Raw genomic sequence first — 19,982 nt, 5'->3', positions numbered from 1 at the left:
CATGGTGCATTGCTCAGTCAGCCCAGGCGGCATCCTCGACGTGCAGTTCGGCCTTGGGACGGTTGCCCCAATCGTCGATCTTGGCCCGCCCGCTGAGCCACAACCGCCGTCCGCGCGCGCTATGCAACAGAGCTTGGCCAAGGTCGCCTTCCGCCGCGCGGAAGGCAATCGCCTTGAAGCTTGCTCCGTCCTCACCGGCGGCGATGATGCGAACGTGATCGTGTCCGACGATATCGCATTGCACCAACCGCACCGGGCCAACGGCAACGCGTGGAGCGGGCCAACCCACTCCATAGGGTCCGGCGCCATCGAGAGCCGCCACCAGTTCAGGCGTGAGGCCACCGGGCGTCACGGAAAGATCGAGCAACGTCTCCTGCTCGGCAGAGGCGCGGGCAACCTGCGAAGCCAGCCGCTCGTCCAGCCACTCGGCAAAATCGTCGATCTTGTCTCGAGCGACAGTGATTCCCGCAGCCATGGCATGGCCACCGCCTGCCATCAGCAATCCTTGCTCGCGCGCGGCGATGATTGCCGCCCCAAGATCAACGCCGCTGATCGAACGTCCCGAACCCTTGCCGATGCCGCTTTCTGCATCCAGCGCGACGACCAGAGAGGGTTTGCCCGTCTTTTCCTTGATCCGCCCCGCGACTATTCCAATTACTCCGGGATGCCAGCCGCTCGCACAGAGCACCGGAACTGATCGATTGTGCTGCGATTCGAGCTGGGCTTCGGCTGCTTCCTGTACCTCGGCTTCTACGGCGCGACGTTCCTCGTTCAGCGCCGATAGCTGCTCGGCGATCGTTCGTGCTTCGTCAGGATCTTCGGTGGTGAGCAGCCGCACCCCGAGCGTCGATTCACCGACGCGCCCGCCCGCATTGATACGCGGGCCGAGCGCGAATCCGAGGTCGCTGCACTGCGGGCTCCGCTTCAGGCGGCTCGCGTCGATCAGTGCGGCCAGACCGATATTGTTCCGCCGCGCCATGACCTTCAGCCCTTGCGACACGAATGCGCGGTTGAGGCCGTGGAGCGCGGCGACGTCCGCCACAGTCCCCAATGCAACCAGATCGAGTAGACCGATCAACTGCGGTTCGCTCCGGCCCTTGAAAAAGCCACGGTCGCGCAATTTGCGCACCAGGGCAACGCCAAGCAGGAATGCGACACCGACTGCCGCCAGATGACCATGCGCGGCAGCCTCGTCGCTTTCGTCGAGCCGATTTGGGTTAACCAGGGCGACCGTCCGCGGAAGGTCGGGAGGGCATTTGTGATGGTCGACCACGATTACGTCGATCCCGGCATCGCTTGCCTGCGCCAGCGCTTCATGCGCCATCGCACCGCAATCGACCGTGATGACGAGGCTCGATCCGCGTTCGCCCAAAGCCACCAGCGCTTCTCCCGACGGGCCATAGCCCTCCAGCAGTCGGTCGGGAATGTAATAGTCTGCGGGGAGGCCCAACATGCGAAGCAGGCGAATCAGCAATGCGGCGCTGGTCGCTCCATCGACATCATAATCGCCGTAAACCGTAACTTTCTCGCCGGTCAGCACCGCTTGCGCGATCCGTTCGGCAGCGACCTCCATATCGGCGAACAATGCGGGATCTGGCAGGAAACCGCGCAAAGTCGGCTCGCGATGACGCTCCAGATCATGGGCCGGCACCCCTCGCGACAGGAGCAATTGGGTAACGATATCGTGATCGAGCGTCGCCCCGTTCTGACCGAGCGCCATATTGCCGCCGCGCCATCGCCAGCGCTTGCCGCCGATCGAGCGGGCAACGCCAAGGGCATCCTGTACCAGTTCTGGAACCATGACATTACCGTAGCCCGAGGGGGCTCCGGTTAAAAGCGCAGCAGCATTGACAATCGACAGGGTGAAGGGATGCTTGGGTAATGGACAAGCCGCCACTCCTTATCGCCTGGCATAGCCGCACCGGCGCAAGCGAAGCGATGGCGCGCGCTGCCAGCGACGGGGCGGGGCATTCGGCGCTGCTGCGGCCCGTCGATGCGGTTGAGGCGGAGCAGATGCTGGCAGCGCGGGGCTATCTCTTCGTCGGACCGGAAAATCTCGCTGCTCTCAGCGGGGCGATGAAGGAAATGTTCGATCGGCTTTACTACCCAATGCTCGGCGAAATCGAGGGGCGGGCCTATGCCACGATCATTGCTGCCGGATCGGATGGAGAGGGTGCGCAACGTCAGCTCGACCGAATCGCGACCGGTTGGCGGCTCAGACGGGTGAGCGATCCGATGATCGTCAATTTCGACGCCCAGACCAAGGACGCGATTCTTGCGCCCAAGAAGGTCGGTGAAGACGTATTGCATCGCTGCCGGGAATTGGGCGCTGCCTTGGCGGAAGGCTTGAAACTCAATCTGTTCTGACGATTTGCACCCGTCACCATGCCGTAAACGCATGGGATAGAATTGCAGCCTATTGTTCGCAGCGCATGAATCTGCAAACCTACATGCCTTGGGGGGGGAATGGACGATCACCACGATGGCTGGATCGCAGGACACTGGTATTGGCCAGGCAAGCAGCGCTTGCCTGTTCCCGCTTTTTCGCCCTGGGACAAGGCCCGAGAGCGATGCGATAAAGCAGGCGGTGGACCGATCCGGACATGGCTTCGTCAGCCATGATCCGCGCGAATCCCTGTCACCGGACGATCCAGGCGAGGCGTGGCTCGAACTGCTGGTCGATGGAGTGACGTTCGACGTGCTCGGGCTCGCTCCGCTGCAAAGCGTCTGCTGGCCGGGCCTGCGCCATCATTTTGGCATCGGCGAGAATGATATCACGTCGTGCGAGGCGATCGTCATCGGGCCAGGCCCGCATCTATCCGGGGCGGCCAGTGCGATACCTGTCGTTCGGGCGATGATGGGCATGGCTGAGGCATTGCTGGAGCAGATCGAGGGGGCGGTCGCGGTGGTCTGACAGCCTTCCACAAGTGCCGTCGGACGAGGAATTTTCAGCCAGATGGTCAGGCAATGGCTGGAGGGCAGCGCGTTCCACGCGCTTGGGCTGACTGGTGTTGTTGCGACGGAAGATGGCGGGCTGGCAAGCGATGGACTGGCGTTCTTCACCGGGCGTGAGATCGAAATCGATCCCGCGCTGTCCAGCGATCGTCCCCGGGCGACACGTCTGGCTGTGAGGTTGATCGACTATCTGGTCAACCAGAACGGGATCGAGCACGAACGACATATTCTTTGGCCGGACAATGTGCCTTTGTGCTTGAGGCCGACACCTGATGGCAGGCGGCTGCATGTCTCGGAGATCGAGGGTGACGTGCCGGCGGGCGCGTTGAGCGGGATTGATACAGACGGCAATGCATCTGCCCTTCCGGGCGGTGAACCGGCGCGGCGCTCCGGGCCATGATCCGGTTTTACAGCGCCACCATCTGATACCGAGACAGGCGCTGCGTCACGCGGGGCTTGAACGGATGTTCGCATCGCTCGGTAAACGACGCATCGGCTTCGACGATTTCCGACGCAACGGGGTGTTGCTTCCGGCGTGCGACCTTACGGCCGTGCGCACCGGATTGCCACTCCATCCCGGGCCGCATCGCAGCTACAATGACATGGTCCTCGATCGGCTCGGGACGATCGAGGGGAACTGGTCTGTTTGTCGCAGCCGGCGGCGTACGCTTGCGGATGAAACGGCCGTTATGCGGATCGCCCTGTTGCAACAGGCCTTGAGGCGACGCTTGCTTGACGAGCGTGTGCCGTTGATACTCAATCGTCATCAGCCGTTGGGGGCGGGGCAGGACTTCACCTTGCTTGACGCTCTCGCCGAAGAGTTGTGGACCGCATGTGCAGCTTAATGCGCTGCATCTAGAAGGCGACTTGCCTGAGATGCTCTCTGGCGGCGTTGTATTCGCTCTCCAGCCGCGCCACGGTTTCTTCGACCGGAGCGACCCGTTCGACCGTGCCGATGCCCTGTCCCGATCCCCAGATGTCCTTCCACGCCTTGGCCTTGCTGTTGCCGCCGCTGCCGAAATTCATCTTGCTGGGATCGCTGACCGGCAGGTTTTCGGGGTCCATTCCGGCGGCTTCGATGCTGGAGCGCAGGTAATTGCCGTGTACGCCGGTGAAGAGGTTGGTGTAGACGATCCCGTCCGCGCTACCCTCGACTATACCCTTCTTGTAGCCTTCCACGGCATTGGCTTCCTCGGTCGCGATCCAGGGCGAGCCGATGTAGGCGAAATCGGCGCCAAGCGCCTGCGCAGCAAGGATCGAACGCCCATGTCCGATCGCGCCCGACAGCGCCACCAGACCATCGAACCAGCTGCGAATTTCCTGCATGAGCGCGAAGGGTGACAAGGTTCCGGCATGGCCACCAGCGCCAGCGGCAACCGGGATCAGCCCGTCCGCGCCTTTCTCGATGGCCTTATGGGCAAAGCGGTTGTTGATGACATCGTGCAGGACAATCGCGCCCCAGTCATGGGCGGCTTCGAAAATCTCCTCGCGTGCGCCGAGCGATGTGATCAGCATCGGCACCTGCCACTTGGCGCAGGTCACCATATCCGCATCCAGCCGATCATTGGTACGATGGACGATCTGGTTGACCGCGAAAGGCGCGGCGGGGCGATCTGGGTTGTCGCGATTATGCTGGCTCAGTTCTTCGGTTATGCGATGCAGCCACTCGTCGAGCTCCGACTGCGGCCGGGCATTGAGAGCGGGAAAGCTGCCGACGATGCCCGCCTTGCACTGCGCAATCACCAGCTCCGGCCCCGAGACGATGAACAGGGGAGACCCAATCACGGGCAGGCGCAGGCGATCAAAAGGTGCAGGCAAGGGCATCCGTCAACTCCGTTTCATTATAAAACTTGACTGATCGCTATCGGCTTGCCGAAGCGTTGTCGAGCGCGATTATGATGGGAGGATATGTTCGATGTCGTAAGTCCGCGCCGCCGTCGCCGCGAACAAGGCGCGCTTTTCGTCGGTCGACGCTCCCGCAGCCAGCCGCTTGAACGCGTTCCACAGCACCGGATAGGACGCACCCCAGCGATCGACCGGATAATTGCTTTCAAACATCGCGCGTTGAGGGCCGAACGCTTCGATGCAGGTTTCGATATAGGGACGCCACATCGCGGCCAGCGCCTCAGACCCAATGCCAGCGGCAGGGCCGTTCTCCGGCATCCCGCAAAACGCCATCGCCAGCCCACCCAGCTTGACGCTGACGTTTTCGCATTGCGCCAGCTCGCGCAGGTTGCGCTGCCAGCGGTCGTAATGCTCGTCGAGCTTCCCACGATAGCTGGCGATGTTGAGCGGCGTTCCGCAATGATCGAGGATGATCTGCTGGTCAGGAAAGGCACGCGCCAGTGCGATGACATCGGGCAATTGCGGTTCCAGCACCCAGGCATCGAAGGTCAAACCGAACTCGGCATAGGCGGCGAAGCCCTTGCGAAAATCGTCCGCGCCGTAGAGATCCTGCGGAGCATGAAAGGGCGGTCCGAGCACGGTTGGATCCTCGTCCCAGGCTCCGGAATGTCGAATACCTTTGAAACGGCCATTCCCCGCAGCCAGCAGCGCCTCGATCACCGGCTTGACCGCATCGCCGAGCGTCAGATCGGCATGGCCGACTATGCCCGCGCAGGGACGGTACTCGCCATACAGCCCGCTCGCGCCCTGCGCTGCAACACCGTTGACGAATTCGACTTCGCCGACCGTTTTCATCGCGTCATCGCGAGCAGCGTCGTAGAATGCGCCGCACTCCATGAATACGGTGGCGACGATATTGTGACCTGAATGCGTATCGGCCTGGAGCGCGTCGAAAGTATAGTAGGATGCATCCACCAGCGCTTCGATGAAGTCGTGTCGTGGCTCGGGAAAGCTCGGCATCATCGGGCGCAAGTCCCAGAGATGATGATGCGGATCGACGATCGGCAGGTCGGGCTCGAGTATCTCTTCAGGCATTGTCAGCGCTCCTCTCCCGGTCGTTGTGTCATCGGGATGGGAAGGAGGGCAAGCGTCTTTTGCGATTAGAGCCGGGTGATGATCGAAGCCGCCTCGATCAGGCTGACACGGGATTCCCGGCGATATCGAGACCATTGGCGAGCATTCGCGCCAAAGGAGCGCGAAGTGTGTAACGCAATCCGTCGCGCGCAAAATCGACCTTGGACATGCCCTGCATGACCATGCGCGGATAGCGATTCAGAATGATCGACCCAAATCCTTCATGATCGGAGGGCACCACTTCCGGCCCCCCGTGCTCGGTCCAGTCAAGGACGAACATATCGCCGTCATCTCCTGATTCGGTCCGCCAGTCGACGATGACGCCGCCCCCGGCGACAGACAGCGAACCGTGCTTTTCGGCGTTTGTGGCGAGCTCGTGGATCGCCAACCCCAAGGCCTCCGCTACGGCAGGCTTGAAGACTATCCCATCCTTGCCTTTGATCGTCACTTGCGCTTTTTTCTCGGCGAGATGCTCGATTTGCGACCGAACGACCGCGGTAACATCCGCACCTGCCCAACTGCTTTCGGACAAGACATCAAGATTGGCAGACAGCGCTCCGATCCGATTGATGATCGAGGCTTCGAGCTCGGGATTGGCGCTTTTGGTAGAACGATGGACGATCGCCTGTATCGTCGACAGCATGTTTCGTGCCCGGTGATTGACCTCGCGCATTAACATGCGGATGCGCTCGTTTGCTTCGCGCTCCTCGGTAATGTCGGTGTTGGTGCCGCACCACAGCACCAACTTGCCATCCTTGTCGCGCATTGGCTGGGCACGTGACAGGAACCAGCGATAATTGCCGTCCTTGCCGCGCAGGGGGAAAGTGTCCTCCCATGGTTCGCCGGTATCCCACGAGTGCTGGACCTTTTGGGCCACACGGTCGACATGGTCCGGGTGGTGTACATCACGCCAGCCCCAACCCTGCGTCTGTTCCAGCGTGGTGCCGGTGTAATCGTACCAGCGTTGGTTATACCAGAATATCCATCCCTTGCTGTCGGCCATCCACGCAAGCTGCGGAATATTCTGTGCGAGTGCGGCGAAGTGCCGCTGGCTCTGCAGCAATTCTTGCCTCAGATCATATTGTTCGCGCAGATCGCTGGCGATCTTCGAGGCACCGATTACCAGGCCGTCCGCATTGCGGATCGGGGACACCGTCACCGAGACGGGAATTTCCATACCGCCTTTGCCGAGACGCAAGGTTTCGAATCGACTGACCAGGTCGCCGTTGCGCACACGCTCCAGTATTGCCGCTTCTTCATCGCGGCGATCCTCTGGTATAAGCGGCCATACGTTGCGACCGACCATCTCATCGGCAGACCAGCCATAGATGCGCTGTGCAGCGGCGTTCCAGCTTTCGATCCGGCCATCGAGATCGATGGAGATGATCGCGTCCGACGAATTTTCGACGATCGCAGACAGATGTGCCGCGCTCAGGGGAGGTCTGGTCGAAGCGTCCATATTCGCCGATTAGCACTTTTTATTCTTGGCAACGAGCGGATATCGAAAGTTTAATCCGAGCAGACCGAAACCGCCGAAGCATCGCCTGGCCATCGCTCAAGCCACGGTGACCGCCCCGTTGGCGGCACTCAGCACCGCGCGCACGCCAGCGGTCGCAACATCCTCGTCGATGCCGCAGCCCCATACACGCCGACCATCGGGCAAGGCGGCAAGCACATAGGCCGCCGCCCGTGCGTCCGATCCGGTCGACAGGGCATGTTCGGAATAATCGACGATTTCGAGCGCCAGATCGAAGGAATCGCGCAAGGTCGCGATGACCGAGGAGATCGTACCATTGCCTCGTCCGCTGACACTTTGTTGCTGCCCGGCGACCGCAATCGTTCCGCTGAACAACCTTGTGCCATCGGTGCTGCGGCGCTCCTCGTAGTCGAGCAGCTGGAAATGCTTGGGATAGGTCTTGACGTGATAGGCCTTGCGGAACGCCTGCCAGATATCCTCTGCCGTCAGCTCCCGCCCCAGTTCATCGGCGAGCCGCTGGACGTGCGGGCTGAAATCGGCTTGCATCGCCTTGGGCAGTTTGAGGCCCTGATCCTGTTCGAGCACCCAGGCGAACCCGCCTTTGCCGCTTTGCGAGTTGACCCGGATCACAGCTTCGTAATTGCGCCCGAGGTCAGCCGGGTCGATCGGCAGGTAGGGCACGCGCCAGCCAGTATCGTTCTGCGTTTCGCGGGCTGCGAAACCCTTCTTTATCGCGTCCTGATGGCTGCCTGAAAACGCCGTATAGACCAGTTCGCCGCCGTAGGGGTGGCGCTGATGCACAGGCAGTTCGTTGCAATATTCCACCGTCTCGATGACCCGATCGATATCGGAGAAGTCGAGCGCAGGGTTGACCCCTTGCGTGTAAAGATTGAGCGCCATCGTCACGAGGCAGCAATTGCCGGTGCGCTCGCCATTGCCGAACAGGCAGCCTTCGACACGGTCGGCCCCGGCCATCAGGCCCAGTTCGGCAGCAGCGACCCCCGTGCCACGATCATTATGCGTGTGCAGGCTGATGACCGCACTTTCGCGGTTGGGCAAATTGCGGATGAAATATTCGATCTGGTCGGCGTAGATATTGGGCGTTGCCGCCTCGACAGTTGCGGGCAGGTTGAGGATTATCGGGTGGACTGGCGTCGGTTGGAGCACATCCATCACCGCCTCGCAGACCGCGAGGCTTATATCGAGCTCGGCGGTGGAGAAGGTTTCCGGGCTGTACTGGAAATGCCAGTCGGTCTCAGGCCGCTTGGCAGCCTCGTCGCGCATCACCTTGGCTCCTGCGACGGCGACGCCGATCACTTGCTTCGGTGTCATACCGAACACGATCTCGCGCCATGCCGGACTGACCGCATTATAGAGGTGGACGATTGCCGCGCGCGCGCCTTCGAGGCTGGCGAAGCTGGTGCGGATCAGATCCTCGCGGCTTTGGGTGAGGACCTGTACGAGCACGTCGTCAGGAACGCGGCCCGAGCGAACAAGGCCGGATATGAAGTCGAACTCGGTTTCGCCGGCGCTGGGAAAACCGACTTCGATTTCCTTCAGGCCGACCTCGACCAGCAAATCGAAAAAGCGCGTCTTCTTGGCCGAATCCATCGGATCGACAATCGCCTGATTGCCGTCGCGCAGATCGGTCGACAGCCAGCGGGGCGGGGTGGTGATACGGCGGGAGGGCCACTGGCGGTCGGGCAAATCGACCTGCGGAAAAGCGCTGTATTTCTGCGCGGGATTGCTGAGCATGGACATGGGCTATCTCGAAACGGAATGGCTGCGGCGTGGCGGTTTAGCCCTTGGATGCGCCCGTCGCACCCGCAGGCACGCTCAGGTCACGCCCAAGGGCGGATAAGTCGCAGAAGTAGTCCGTTGCGTTTCATGGCCTGCTCAATTGCCTAAAATTATCGTCAGTGCAAGCGCCGCTTTGCTAAATTATCCCTCGCACACACGGTCGAAGCAATCGAGATAGGCCTTTGCCGTGGCGCCAAAGCGCAAGGGTGCGAGTTTGCGCGCGACCAGCTCATCAGTTGGCCCGTTGCGCAACGTCTGCGCGATAGCGGCTTTGCCAAGTGCGGCAGCATCGCCTTTGGACACCAGAGTGCCCAACGTCGGATCGTCGATCAGATCGCGCAGGAAGTGCGAGCAATCGGTGGCGACGACTGGCAGTCCGTGCGCCAGTGCTTCGGCGGCGACCGCTGGGCCACCTTCGAAATGAGAGGTGATGAGAAGCGCATGGGCGTGGGCGAATTCCTCGGCAAGCCTGTCGGTGAAGCCGGCCAGATCGATCACGTCGCTGAGGTCCATCGCAGCAATTCTCTGTTCGAGCTGCGCACGATCCGGACCCTGCCCGAATATACGCAGCGTGACCGGGGTTTGCTGGCGGATTTTCGCAATGGCTTCGAATGCCAACGGCCAGTTCTTCTGCGGTTCGAGCCGCCCGATCCCGAGCAGGCGCAGTGGCTCGCTGCCATTGCGGGGCGGGTGGGGTATGAAGGGCAGGGGGCCGTCGGGAATGTTCGGATCATAAAGTGTCGACACGCGCGCATGGCCGAGCTGGCGTTGCAGATCCTGCGCCAGACCGGGCGACATGGCTGCAAACCAGTCGATCCCGGCAGTGATCGTCTTGAGAACGGGGCGGGCCACGGCTGCAAGCGCGCCATGGTCGAATGGTGCGCCGACCAGCGGGTTGCTGATCTTGCCGATGATCTTGGTCTGCGGGACCGCTGCCTTGATCGCGCGGGCGAGGCCGAAATGGAAATTGCCGGGGATGAACACGAGGTCGGGCGCAATCCGTGCGACATCGGGGGCCATCTGGGCACCGAGCCTGACGCGGGAAAAGCGCCAGCGCGAGCGTTCAGGGTCGAGAACATGGACGGCGGCACCTTGTGGCACCCGCTCGATCATCGGGCCGTCGCGCGCGCCTGCGAGAATGGTGACCTGACGCCCGGTGGCAAGCCAATGGCTCGCAAGACGAAAGGCGATCAGCTCGGTCCCGCCGGCGGAGAAATCGTGGATCGGGATCAGGATATGGCGGGCTGGCACGATCCGGCCCGCCTATCCCGACCCGGTCGAGGGGTCAATTTTTCGCGCGGTCCACCAGCTTGTTCTTGCCGATCCACGGCATCATCGCACGCAGCTGGCTGCCGACCTGCTCGATCGGATGTGCGGCTGCGGCCTTGCGGCTTGCCTTCAGCTCGGGCTGGCCGGCCTGATTGTCGAGCACGAAATCCTTCACGAACCGGCCCGACTGGATGTCGTTCAGGACGCGCTTCATCTCCGCCTTGGTTTCGTCCGTGATAATCCGAGGCCCGGTCTTGATGTCACCATATTCGGCAGTGTTGCTGACCGAATAGCGCATGTTGGCGATGCCGCCTTCATAAAGCAGATCGACGATCAGCTTGGTTTCGTGGAGACATTCGAAATAGGCCATCTCGGGAGCGTAACCCGCCTCGGTCAGCGTTTCGAACCCGGCTTGGATTAAGTGGGTGATCCCGCCGCACAGCACCGCCTGCTCGCCGAACAGGTCGGTTTCGCATTCTTCCTTGAACGTGGTTTCGATGATGCCCGAACGCCCGCCGCCGACGCCACTGGCGTAGGACAGGGCGAGCGCCTTTGCATAGCCGTTGCCTCCCGACTGAGTGCTCTCCTGATGCACCGCGACGAGGCAGGGGACGCCGCCACCCTTCAGATATTCGCTGCGCACAGTATGCCCCGGGCCTTTGGGTGCGATCATGATGACATCGACGTCCGCTGGCGGCTCGATCAGGCCAAAATGGATGTTGAGGCCGTGCGCGAAGGCGAGGGTGGATCCGGGCTTCATCTTGCCCGAAACTTCATTGGCATAGATCGCCGCCTGATGCTCGTCAGGGGCAAGGATCATCAGGACGTCGGCCCATTCGGCGGCGTCGGAAACGCTCTTGACCTCGAAACCGGCGTCCTTGGCCTTCTTGGCGCTGGCCGATCCGTCGCGAAGGGCAATGGCGACATCCTTCACTCCGGAATCGCGCAAATTCTGCGCATGGGCGTGGCCCTGGCTTCCATAGCCGACGATCGCGACCTTCTTGTCCTTGACCAGATCGGTGTCGCAATCGCTGTCGTAAAAAACCTGCATTTCCATTCCTCTGTTAGGCGTCCTGAACGCCGCGCATCATTCCGACGATTCCCGAGCGACCGACCTCGACCAGCCCCAACTCTCGCATCAGCGCGAGGAAGCTGCCGATCTTCTCGGTCGTCCCGGTAATCTCGAACACGAAACTCGATGTGGTGGTGTCTACGACCTTGGCGCGGAACAGCTCCGCGATGCGCAAGGCTTCGACCCGCTTGTCACCCGTCCCGGCAACCTTGACCAGCGCCAGCTCGCGCTCGACGTGCGCGCCTTGCTCGGTAAGGTCGGTCACCTGATGGACCGGCACCAGCCGTTCAAGCTGGGCGCGAATCTGGTCGATCACCGGGGGTGGCCCGTTGGTGACGATGGTGATTCGGCTGACCGCGTGATCCTCACTGATGTCGGCCACGGTCAGGCTGTCGATGTTGTATCCGCGAGCGGTAAACAGCCCTGCGATCTTGGCGAGAATCCCGGCCTCATTGTCGACCTCGATGGTGAGAACGTGCCGCTCACCTGCGGCCTGGGTCATTTTCATTATACCAGCGCCTTCGCTTCGTCTTCCATGACCCCGGTGACCAGATCGCCGTGCAGCAGCATTTCAGTATGCGCCGCGCCGCTCGGGATCATCGGAAGGCAATTGGCGTCCTTGGCCACCAGACAATCGACGATCACCGGGCCGTCATGCGCCAGCATCGCCTCAATTCCGGCGTCGAGCGAGCCTTCGTCCTCGATCCTGATACCCTTCCAGCCATAGGCTTCGGCGAGTTTCACGAAATCGGGCAGGCTATCGGAATAGCTGTTCGAATAGCGGCTTTCGTAGGTCAGTTCCTGCCACTGGCGGACCATGCCCATATATTCATTATTGAGGATGAACACCTTGACCGGCAGGCGATACTGGCTGGCGGTGCCGAGTTCCTGAATGTTCATCTGGATCGACGCTTCGCCAGCGATGTCGATCACCAGATCGCCTGGATTGCCGAGCTGCGCGCCGATCGCGGCGGGCAGGCCGTATCCCATCGTCCCGAGACCGCCGCTGGTGAGCCAGCGGTTGGGCGCGAAGAAGCCGAAATATTGCGCGGCCCACATCTGATGCTGGCCGACTTCCGTGGTGATGATCGGGTTGCGATCCTTGGTCAGCGCGAACAACCGCTCGATAGCCTTCTGGGGCATGATTGCTTCGCGGTTTTCTGGATAAGCGAGGCACTCGCGCGCACGCCAACCCATGACACGAGCTTTCCATTCGCCCAGATCGCGCGCCTTGCGCGATCCCCACGCATCGATCAACTGATCGAGAACGCGCGCACAATCACCCTGGATGCCAAGGTCGACGGGCACGATCTTGTTGATGCTTGCGCGGTCGATATCGATGTGGATTTTCTTCGCGTGGGGCGCGAAGGCGTCGAGACGACCTGTCACACGATCATCGAATCGCGCGCCGATGGCAACGATCAGGTCGGCGCGGTTCATCGCCATATTGGCTTCATATGTGCCGTGCATTCCAAGCATCCCCAGCCAGTCGGGATGGTTCGCCGGGAAGGCTCCGAGTCCCATCAGCGTGCTGGTGACGGGTGCGCCGGTCAGATGCTGCAACTGGCGCAGCCGCTCGGACGCTTCGGGTCCTGAATTGATAACGCCGCCACCTGTGTAGAAAACGGGCCTTTCGGCAGCGGCAAGCATCGCGATCGCCTGCGAGATTTCGTCGGCATCTCCCTCAATTCGAGGCTGATGTCTGTGCGAGGGAAGGGGAGTTGCGTCCCGTTCTTCGGAAACCGATGCAAGCGCGATCTGCACGTCCTTGGGAATATCGACCAGCACCGGGCCGGGCCGCCCGCTCGTGGCAATGCGAAAGGCTTCGCGGATGATCCGGGGCAGATCCTCTGGATCGGTCACGAGATAATTGTGCTTAGTGCAGTGCCGCGTTATGCCGACGGTGTCGGCTTCCTGAAATGCGTCGGTGCCGATGAGTGCCGTGGGGACCTGTCCGGTGAGCACCACCATTGGGATCGAATCCATATAGGCATCGGCTATACCCGTGACCGCGTTGGTCGCGCCCGGACCGCTGGTGACCAGAACGACGCCCGGCCTGCCGGTCGAGCGGGCGTAACCCTCGGCTGCATGGGCGGCACCGGCTTCGTGCCGGACGAGGATGTGGCGGATGCGCGTCTCTGCGAAGAGCTCGTCGTAGATCGGCAGGACAGCGCCACCGGGATAGCCGAAAACCACTTCGACGCCCTGTTCGACCAGGGTCTCGATCAGGATGGCTGCGCCGCTGCGCTCACTCGACACGGAAAATACTCCTTCGTTTCAATCAAATCGGCCCGGCGCGGGGGTTACGCGCGGGCCGATCTGCAGCCCCTATTGGCAGCGTAAAACTGCTTCGTCAACTCGTTTGGCGTAATAAAGATACAAAATAGTCTTGAAATGAACAATTTTCAGACTCGCTGCACAACCATTCCTTGGGCGGTTGATGGCTGAACCATGTGTATTGCCTTTTCGCATAACGCCGCGTCGCCTGTTGGCCAGCGGCGAGTGCTTCATCCGCGGTCAGATTGCCCGCGAGCAATCCGGCGATCTCGCGCACTCCTATGGCGCGCATCACCGGCAGATCGGGATCGAGATTGCGATCGAGCAGGTCAGACACCTCCTGCCCTGCACCGCCATCCAGCATCGCCGCGAATCGCCGGTCACATCTTTCGTAGAGCCACGCGCGTGGAGGCAGCAGGATCAGCGGATGAAGGGCCACTAAGGCTCCGATCCCACCGCTCTTGCGTTTCTGCCATTCGGAGAGCGGGCGGCCTGTCGAGCGGATGACCTCCAGCGCCCGCATAGTCCTGGCCTGATCGGCCCACGCAATACGGCTTGCCGCAAGCGGGTCTTCTTTTCCAAGCGCTTCATGCGCGCTGCCCTGATCCATCGCGCGCACCGTAGCGCGGATTTCCGGATCGATGGGAGGCACGGGCGCGATACCTTCCAGCAAGGTGCGCAGGTAAAGCCCGGTTCCTCCCACCAGAATCGGAACGGCGCCCTCCTTGTGAAGCGCAGCAATCTCGGTGCGTGCAGCCTGCGCCCAATCTGCTGCCGAGCACGGCTGAGCCCCATCCCAGGTGCCGAACAGGCGATGTTCGATCCCGCCCATGTCTTCTGGGGTAGGGCGTGCCGATAGGATGCAGAGGTCGGCATAGACCTGCGCGCTGTCGGCGTTCAGTATCACTGCCCGTCGGCCACCGGCTTCCAGCCGCTGCGCCAGCGCAACCGCCAGATCGCTCTTGCCGCTCGCAGTCGGCCCTGCGATGAGCGCGAGCGGCGCTTTCTCAGGAGAATTACTGGTGCTCATCGCAAGGTTGATAGCAGACAAGGAGGGACTGGAAAGCAAGCTCGACGCTGCGAGCGAAGCGCTGGAGGTCAAGGGTATGCGGGTAGCCGCGGCCACCATGCTCGATTTCTGCGGCGACGTTCTCCAGATCATGCTGCCGGATGGCGATGCCGCAGTGTTGCGCAAGGTTCTCGACGCGCATTTCAAGCCCAGTGACCTGCTGGTAACCCAGGATGCGGTGGAAATTCCCCGACTGTTCGTGTCGGACATGGATTCCACCATGATCGGGCAGGAGTGCATCGACGAATTGGCGGATTTCGCCAATCTGAAACCACAGATCGCTGCAATTACTGAAAGGGCGATGCAGGGCGAGATCGATTTTCCCACGGCGCTGGCAGAGCGGGTGGGGTTGCTGCGCGGACTGGATGAGTCCGCAATAGGGCGGTGCCTTAGCGAGCGTATCGAACCGGTCGCCGGTGCAAGGGTGTTGGTAGAGACGCTCAAGTCCAAGGGGTGTCGGTGTGTGCTGGTCACAGGCGGCTTCCATCACTTTGCCGATCCTGTGGCGGAAATGATCGGTTTCGAGCGGGTGGTAGGCAATCGCCTTGGCGTGGCGGGCGGCAGTCTGACAGGAGAACTGGCCGGACCGATCAGCGATGCGTCGACCAAGCTTGCGACGCTGCGGGAGGAAGCCGACAATCTCGGCCCTGCCGCAGGTGTGCTGGCAATGGGCGACGGCGCGAACGACATTCCGATGATCGCGGCGGCCGACTATGGTTTGGCATACCGAGCCAAGCCAAAGGCTCGCATGGCTGCCGATGGCTGGATCGAGCGCGGGGATCTCACATCGGTCCTGAGCCTGCTGGGCATCCCCAAGAGCGAGTGGGTCGCCAGTTAGGACTGGATTTGTCGCTCAGCTGCACCTATACTGACATCGTTGTCAGTAAGGATGGCAGTGATGAGCGAAAGCAGTTTTGCAGGAAGCACGGGAAAATCCGTCGAAACCGGGCCTGATGGAACGCTGGTGTTCCATCCCGATCGTCAACATCTGAAAATGCGTCCGCTCAAGGCGTGGCATCATTTTCGCGAGCTGCTCAAGGACAAGGAAAACACCGAGGAGGTGTTCCGCATTTTCGAGTCGCTCCCATCACGCGATCTCGAACCGCGTGCGCGCCGCTTCGCGCTCAGCGAAGAAGGGCAGCGCATCCGGGCTAGCGAGCCCTACTTGCCCGATCTGCTCGATGACCATGATGCGTTGCGCAGGCTGCCCGAAAACAGCGTCGCCCATGCTTATCTCCATTTCATGGAAAGTCAGGGGCTGACTGCCGCCGGGCTGGTCGCGGAGTATGACAAGTTTCTCGGCGATCGTCCGAAGTATGGCGATTTGTTCGAATGGTACATCAACCGATATCGTGACACGCACGACCTGCTGCATGTGCTGACCGGCTACAGCCGCGATGCGCTTGGCGAACAATGCGTGCTGGCCTTCACGCACGGGCAGAACGGCGGACTGGGCAATATCTTCATCGCCTATGCCGGCGCTTTCCATATGCGCAAGCACCACGCGCATGGGGCGCCTGTTGTGGCGGCGGTGCGTGAGGGACAGAAGCTGGGCAAGGCTTGCCCGCGCGTCGCCGAGATGCCGATCCGAGAACTGCTTGCGCGTCCGCTCGAAGAAGTGCGTCGGACGTTCAACATCCGTCCGCCGGCAACCTACCAAAAGTGCCACGAATATTGGCAGGCCCGCGGGATCGATCCGTTTGATTTGCTGGCTACGCCCCCGGAACTGCAAGCGGCCTGAGCGTCAAAGCCAGCTGGAAATCTGCTCCAGAGGCTTCTTTCGCATTGCGTGTTCCGTGACCGTGGCATCGGGTGAAGGATGCCCGGCGACAATGATCATCAGCGGTTTTTCATGCGCAGGCCGCCCGCAAATATCTCGCAGGAAACCCATGGGCGAGGGCGTGTGCGTCAGAGTCGCCAGCCCAGCCTCCTGCAAACTCGCCAGCAGCAATCCGCAAGCGATCCCGACGCTTTCCGTGACGTAATAGTTGGACGCCTTGCCATCTTCCTCGATCCCGCCCTTGCGCTGCGCGAAGCAGACGATCAGCCAGGGCGCGATTTCGAGGAACGGCTTGTCGTGATCGGTGCCGAGCGGGGCGAGGGCGGCGAGCCATTCCTCGCTCGCGCGGGTCGCATAGAACTCGCGTTCCTCTTCTTCGGCGGCAAGACGGATGGCGCGTTTGATCTCCGGTGACGATACAGCCGTGAAATGCCACGGCTGATGGTTGGCGCCCGATGGGGCGGTTCCGGCGGTGCGGATTGCATATTCGATGACCTCGCGGGGAACGGGCGTGTCGGCGAAGGCCCGACAGGTGCGGCGAGTGGACAGGCGCTCAAAAGCGGCACGGGCGCGAGCGATGCGTTCTTCGTCGCTATGGCGAGGCAACGGGGGGAAGGCTTGCTCGTTCACCGCAACTCCTTGCGGATCACCAGCTTGAGGCCCGACCAGATATCGTTGACGGCGCAAACCTTGGTGTCGACCAACCCGAGCGGCAGCGCGATCTCGCGGATCGTGTCTTCGGTAATGTCGGTCGCAACCTTCGCTGCCTGTTTGGGCCAGCTGACCCATACCAGCCCGTCGGCTGCAATCTGATGGCGCAGGCTGGCGAGATGCCGCTCGAGAGGCGATCGCTCGGTGATGAAGATAAGCGCGGCATCGATCCCTTCCGCCGGATCGGCGACAAATATCAGATCAAGCGCGTATTCGTCGATTTCGTCGCGGACATCGTCCGGCATTCCAGCAAACCAAACGCGCTGATCGTCACGCAGGTCGAGCTTCCTGGCGAGCGGCGTGCCGGAATAGCCCGCTGACATCAGTTCTCCATCCAGTCACGGAAGAAGCTGTCATGGGCGTCACGCAGCTCGTCGAGCGAAACTTCGGCAATGGTCTCTTCGCAATTGGGCGCTATCACCACGCTGTCGCCACCGGTCCAGCCGATGAAGCAGCACCCGATGCCCTGCTTTTTCGCCAGCGTGGTGACTGCGTCCGAGCCGAGCGGTTCGCTGACGACGTAACGTCCCTGATTTTCGGCAAAGAGCGACCACGCGTGTTGCAGCTTTTCCGCATCGACATAGTCTTCGAACGCGGTCGTATGCAGGCGGGCACCAATGCCGGACGCGAGTGCCATTTCGGTCACCGCAACCAGAATTCCACCGTCCGAAACGTCGTGCACGGCAGATGCCAGTCCCTGACCGATCAGTTCACGGACGAATTCGCCATGTTTGCGCTCAGCGTCAAGGTTGACCTTCGGCGGCAATCCTTCCCTGCGGCCATGGCAGATGTCCAGCCAGCTCGAACACCCCAGCTCCGGAGCCGAGTCCGGATCGGCACCAATCAACAGCAGGCGGTGCGCTTCGCCCGCGAAGGCTATGCCTGCGGTTCGGCTGCTATCCTCGATCAGTCCGACCCCACCGATTGCAGGAGTGGGCAGGATCGCCGATCCGCCTCCGGTGGCCTTGCTCTCGTTGTAGAGGCTGACATTGCCGCTCACGATCGGGAAGTCGAGCGCGCGGCAAGCCTCTCCCATGCCCTCAAGTGCATGAACCAGCTGGCTCATGATTTCTGGGCGTTGGGGATTGGCGAAATTGAGGCAGTTCGTCACCGCCAGTGGCCTTGCACCGACCGCGCTCAGGTTGCGATAAGCCTCGGCGATCGCCTGCTTGCCGCCTTCCAGCGGATCGGCATAGCAATAGCGCGGAGTGCAATCGGTGGTGATTGCCAACGCCTTGCCGGTCCCATGGACCCGCACGATCCCGGCATCGCCGCCTGTCTGCATGGTGTCCGCACCGACTTGCCGATCGTATTGCTCCCATATCCAACGGCGCGAGGCGAAGGCGGGTGAGCGCATCAGCTTGAGCAGGTCCGCCCCGATGTCGCAGTCCTTGGGGAGCGATTCGACTGACTTTATCTGGGCCCAGTTCCTATATTCCGAACGGCTGAGATAGGGGCGCTCGTATTCCGGAGCATCGTCGGCCAGCGGACCAAGCGGAATGTCGCACACCGTCTCGCCGTCAAAATCGAGCACCATGCGACCCGTATCGGTCACTTCACCGATTACTGCGAAATCGAGTTCCCACTTGCGGAAGATCGCTTCCGCTTCGCCCTCACGGCCGGGCTTTAACACCATGAGCATCCGCTCCTGGCTCTCGCTCAGCATCATATCGTACGGCGTCATGCCTTCTTCGCGACAGGGCACGGCGTTCATGTCGAGCCGAATGCCGGCGCCGCCCTTGCTCGCCATCTCGACGCTGGAAGAGGTGAGGCCCGCCGCACCCATGTCCTGGATCGCGACTATGGCATCGGTTGCCATCAATTCGAGGCACGCCTCGATCAGCAGCTTTTCTGTGAACGGGTCGCCGACCTGCACGGTGGGCCGTTTCTCTTCGCTGTCCTCGCCGAAATCGGCGCTGGCCATGGTGGCGCCGTGAATACCGTCGCGCCCTGTCTTGGAGCCGACATAGACGATCGGGTTGCCCACCCCGGTTGCCGCTGAATAGAAAATGCGCTCTGCATCGGCCACGCCCACGGTCATCGCGTTGACGAGGATATTGCCATCGTAAGCGGCGTCAAAATTGGTTTCGCCCGCCACGGTCGGCACGCCCACGCAATTGCCGTAGCCGCCGATGCCCGCGACCACGCCCTTGACGAGATGCTTCATCTTGGGATGGTCTGGCCGCCCGAAACGCAGCGCATTGGCGTTGGCGACGGGCCGCGCGCCCATGGTGAAGACATCGCGCAGGATGCCGCCGACGCCTGTGGCTGCGCCCTGATAGGGTTCGATGTAGCTCGGGTGGTTGTGGCTCTCCATCTTGAAGATGGCCGCCTGTCCATCGCCGATATCGATGACGCCAGCGTTCTCGCCCGGCCCACAGATTACCCACGGCGCTTCGGTCGGTAGCTTCTTGAGATGGAAGCGTGAGCTTTTATAGCTGCAATGCTCCGACCACATGACCGAGAAGATACCGAGCTCGACCAGATTGGGCTCTCGACCAAGGGCGTTGAGCACGCGTTGGTATTCTTCCGGATTCAGACCGTGCTGTTCAACGATATCCGGGGTGATCGTGGGGGACTCAGCTAGCATGGA

General features: G+C 61.6%; 19 protein-coding genes. 6 read left to right on the top strand and 13 right to left on the bottom strand.

The genetic code is table 11. The annotated features are described in order from the left end of the window. Nucleotides 1–13 precede the first annotated feature (13 nt). Complete coding sequence (gene recJ / locus GRI58_RS08910; protein ID WP_160753250.1) at nucleotides 14–1,801, bottom strand: single-stranded-DNA-specific exonuclease RecJ; 1,788 nt, start codon at nucleotides 1,799–1,801, stop codon at nucleotides 14–16. 80 nt (nucleotides 1,802–1,881) lie between these two features. On the opposite strand from recJ, the gene GRI58_RS08905 reads away from it, so the two are divergent. The 4 genes from GRI58_RS08905 (at nucleotide 1,882) to GRI58_RS08890 (ending at nucleotide 3,800) form a co-directional block, all read left to right on the top strand. Beyond that, a complete protein-coding gene (locus GRI58_RS08905; protein ID WP_160753249.1) occupies nucleotides 1,882–2,367 on the top strand; it encodes a flavodoxin family protein in 486 nt (161 codons plus the stop codon). Between the two features lie 115 nt (nucleotides 2,368–2,482). Next, nucleotides 2,483–2,914 (top strand): hypothetical protein, encoded by a 432-nt coding sequence (locus GRI58_RS08900; RefSeq protein WP_160753248.1) that lies wholly within the window; start codon nucleotides 2,483–2,485, stop codon nucleotides 2,912–2,914. 42 nt (nucleotides 2,915–2,956) lie between these two features. After that, the gene (locus GRI58_RS08895; RefSeq protein ID WP_160753247.1) at nucleotides 2,957–3,355 is read left to right on the top strand and encodes a hypothetical protein; all 399 of its coding nucleotides are present in this window, start codon (nucleotides 2,957–2,959) and stop codon (nucleotides 3,353–3,355) included. Continuing rightward, on the top strand, nucleotides 3,327–3,800 hold the full coding sequence (locus GRI58_RS08890) for an AHH domain-containing protein (protein WP_337190938.1): 474 nt from the start codon (nucleotides 3,327–3,329) through the stop codon (nucleotides 3,798–3,800). The genes GRI58_RS08895 and GRI58_RS08890 overlap by 29 nt, the downstream gene beginning before the upstream one ends. Before the next feature lie 10 nt (nucleotides 3,801–3,810). On the opposite strand, the gene GRI58_RS08885 is transcribed toward GRI58_RS08890, so the two are convergent. The 9 genes from GRI58_RS08885 to miaA form a co-directional block, all read right to left on the bottom strand. Further along, a complete protein-coding gene (locus GRI58_RS08885; protein WP_160753245.1) occupies nucleotides 3,811–4,779 on the bottom strand; it encodes an NAD(P)H-dependent flavin oxidoreductase in 969 nt (322 codons plus the stop codon). 69 nt (nucleotides 4,780–4,848) lie between these two features. Continuing rightward, nucleotides 4,849–5,895 (bottom strand): amidohydrolase family protein, encoded by a 1,047-nt coding sequence (locus GRI58_RS08880; RefSeq protein WP_160753244.1) that lies wholly within the window; start codon nucleotides 5,893–5,895, stop codon nucleotides 4,849–4,851. Between the two features lie 97 nt (nucleotides 5,896–5,992). Beyond that, nucleotides 5,993–7,393, bottom strand: coding sequence for a PAS domain S-box protein (locus GRI58_RS08875; RefSeq protein WP_160753243.1), 1,401 nt, complete (start codon nucleotides 7,391–7,393; stop codon nucleotides 5,993–5,995). 96 nt (nucleotides 7,394–7,489) lie between these two features. Then, nucleotides 7,490–9,172: a 2-isopropylmalate synthase gene (leuA, locus tag GRI58_RS08870; RefSeq protein WP_160753242.1), complete on the bottom strand. Its 1,683-nt coding sequence runs from the start codon at nucleotides 9,170–9,172 to the stop codon at nucleotides 7,490–7,492. A gap of 180 nt (nucleotides 9,173–9,352) precedes the next feature. Then, complete coding sequence (locus GRI58_RS08865; protein ID WP_160753241.1) at nucleotides 9,353–10,462, bottom strand: glycosyltransferase; 1,110 nt, start codon at nucleotides 10,460–10,462, stop codon at nucleotides 9,353–9,355. Between the two features lie 34 nt (nucleotides 10,463–10,496). Further along, nucleotides 10,497–11,531, bottom strand: a complete 1,035-nt coding sequence (gene ilvC / locus GRI58_RS08860) for a ketol-acid reductoisomerase (protein ID WP_160753240.1) — start codon at nucleotides 11,529–11,531, stop codon at nucleotides 10,497–10,499. 13 nt (nucleotides 11,532–11,544) lie between these two features. Further along, nucleotides 11,545–12,060 carry an acetolactate synthase small subunit gene (gene ilvN, locus GRI58_RS08855; protein WP_160753239.1) on the bottom strand — a complete coding sequence of 172 codons (516 nt, stop codon included), beginning with the start codon at nucleotides 12,058–12,060 and terminating at the stop codon, nucleotides 11,545–11,547. Further along, nucleotides 12,060–13,811 carry a biosynthetic-type acetolactate synthase large subunit gene (ilvB, locus tag GRI58_RS08850; protein ID WP_160753238.1) on the bottom strand — a complete coding sequence of 584 codons (1,752 nt, stop codon included), beginning with the start codon at nucleotides 13,809–13,811 and terminating at the stop codon, nucleotides 12,060–12,062. Before ilvB ends, ilvN begins: the two co-directional genes overlap by 1 nt. Nucleotides 13,812–13,905: 94 nt before the next feature. After that, nucleotides 13,906–14,859, bottom strand: a complete 954-nt coding sequence (gene miaA / locus GRI58_RS08845; protein ID WP_160753237.1) for a tRNA (adenosine(37)-N6)-dimethylallyltransferase MiaA — start codon at nucleotides 14,857–14,859, stop codon at nucleotides 13,906–13,908. Here miaA and serB point away from each other — a divergent pair. Beyond that, entirely contained in the window at nucleotides 14,852–15,736 is an 885-nt protein-coding gene (gene serB / locus GRI58_RS08840) for a phosphoserine phosphatase SerB (RefSeq protein WP_160753236.1), read from the top strand. The genes miaA and serB overlap by 8 nt on opposite strands. A gap of 60 nt (nucleotides 15,737–15,796) precedes the next feature. Further along, nucleotides 15,797–16,639: a Coq4 family protein gene (locus GRI58_RS08835; protein ID WP_160753235.1), complete on the top strand. Its 843-nt coding sequence runs from the start codon at nucleotides 15,797–15,799 to the stop codon at nucleotides 16,637–16,639. 3 nt (nucleotides 16,640–16,642) lie between these two features. Here GRI58_RS08835 and GRI58_RS08830 read toward each other — a convergent pair whose 3' ends face one another. Genes GRI58_RS08830 through purL form a run of 3 tightly spaced genes read right to left on the bottom strand, consistent with a single transcriptional unit; the run spans nucleotide 16,643 to nucleotide 19,979 of the window. Continuing rightward, nucleotides 16,643–17,308 carry a nitroreductase family protein gene (locus tag GRI58_RS08830; RefSeq protein WP_160753234.1) on the bottom strand — a complete coding sequence of 222 codons (666 nt, stop codon included), beginning with the start codon at nucleotides 17,306–17,308 and terminating at the stop codon, nucleotides 16,643–16,645. After that, nucleotides 17,305–17,712: a DUF3052 family protein gene (locus GRI58_RS08825; protein WP_160753233.1), complete on the bottom strand. Its 408-nt coding sequence runs from the start codon at nucleotides 17,710–17,712 to the stop codon at nucleotides 17,305–17,307. The genes GRI58_RS08830 and GRI58_RS08825 overlap by 4 nt, the downstream gene beginning before the upstream one ends. Beyond that, complete coding sequence (purL, locus tag GRI58_RS08820) at nucleotides 17,712–19,979, bottom strand: phosphoribosylformylglycinamidine synthase subunit PurL (RefSeq protein WP_160753232.1); 2,268 nt, start codon at nucleotides 19,977–19,979, stop codon at nucleotides 17,712–17,714. Before purL ends, GRI58_RS08825 begins: the two co-directional genes overlap by 1 nt. Nucleotides 19,980–19,982 lie beyond the last annotated feature (3 nt).

This window comes from Qipengyuania algicida, from assembly GCF_009828025.1.
In the GTDB taxonomy this organism is placed as follows: Bacteria; Pseudomonadota; Alphaproteobacteria; order Sphingomonadales; family Sphingomonadaceae; genus Qipengyuania; species Qipengyuania algicida.
This window is presented reverse-complemented; position numbering and strand designations above follow the sequence as displayed.

Coding starts and splice junctions, on each gene's coding strand:
- recJ (WP_160753250.1), bottom strand. CDS start 1,801: ATGGTTCCAGAACTGGTACAGGATGCCCTTGGCGTTGCCCGCTCGATC.
- GRI58_RS08905 (WP_160753249.1), top strand. CDS start 1,882: ATGGACAAGCCGCCACTCCTTATCGCCTGGCATAGCCGCACCGGCGCA.
- GRI58_RS08900 (WP_160753248.1), top strand. CDS start 2,483: ATGGCTGGATCGCAGGACACTGGTATTGGCCAGGCAAGCAGCGCTTGC.
- GRI58_RS08895 (WP_160753247.1), top strand. CDS start 2,957: ATGGTCAGGCAATGGCTGGAGGGCAGCGCGTTCCACGCGCTTGGGCTG.
- GRI58_RS08885 (WP_160753245.1), bottom strand. CDS start 4,779: ATGCCCTTGCCTGCACCTTTTGATCGCCTGCGCCTGCCCGTGATTGGG.
- GRI58_RS08880 (WP_160753244.1), bottom strand. CDS start 5,895: ATGCCTGAAGAGATACTCGAGCCCGACCTGCCGATCGTCGATCCGCAT.
- GRI58_RS08875 (WP_160753243.1), bottom strand. CDS start 7,393: ATGGACGCTTCGACCAGACCTCCCCTGAGCGCGGCACATCTGTCTGCG.
- leuA (WP_160753242.1), bottom strand. CDS start 9,172: ATGTCCATGCTCAGCAATCCCGCGCAGAAATACAGCGCTTTTCCGCAG.
- ilvC (WP_160753240.1), bottom strand. CDS start 11,531: ATGCAGGTTTTTTACGACAGCGATTGCGACACCGATCTGGTCAAGGAC.
- ilvN (WP_160753239.1), bottom strand. CDS start 12,060: ATGAAAATGACCCAGGCCGCAGGTGAGCGGCACGTTCTCACCATCGAG.
- miaA (WP_160753237.1), bottom strand. CDS start 14,859: ATGAGCACCAGTAATTCTCCTGAGAAAGCGCCGCTCGCGCTCATCGCA.
- GRI58_RS08835 (WP_160753235.1), top strand. CDS start 15,797: ATGAGCGAAAGCAGTTTTGCAGGAAGCACGGGAAAATCCGTCGAAACC.
- GRI58_RS08825 (WP_160753233.1), bottom strand. CDS start 17,712: ATGTCAGCGGGCTATTCCGGCACGCCGCTCGCCAGGAAGCTCGACCTG.
- purL (WP_160753232.1), bottom strand. CDS start 19,979: ATGCTAGCTGAGTCCCCCACGATCACCCCGGATATCGTTGAACAGCAC.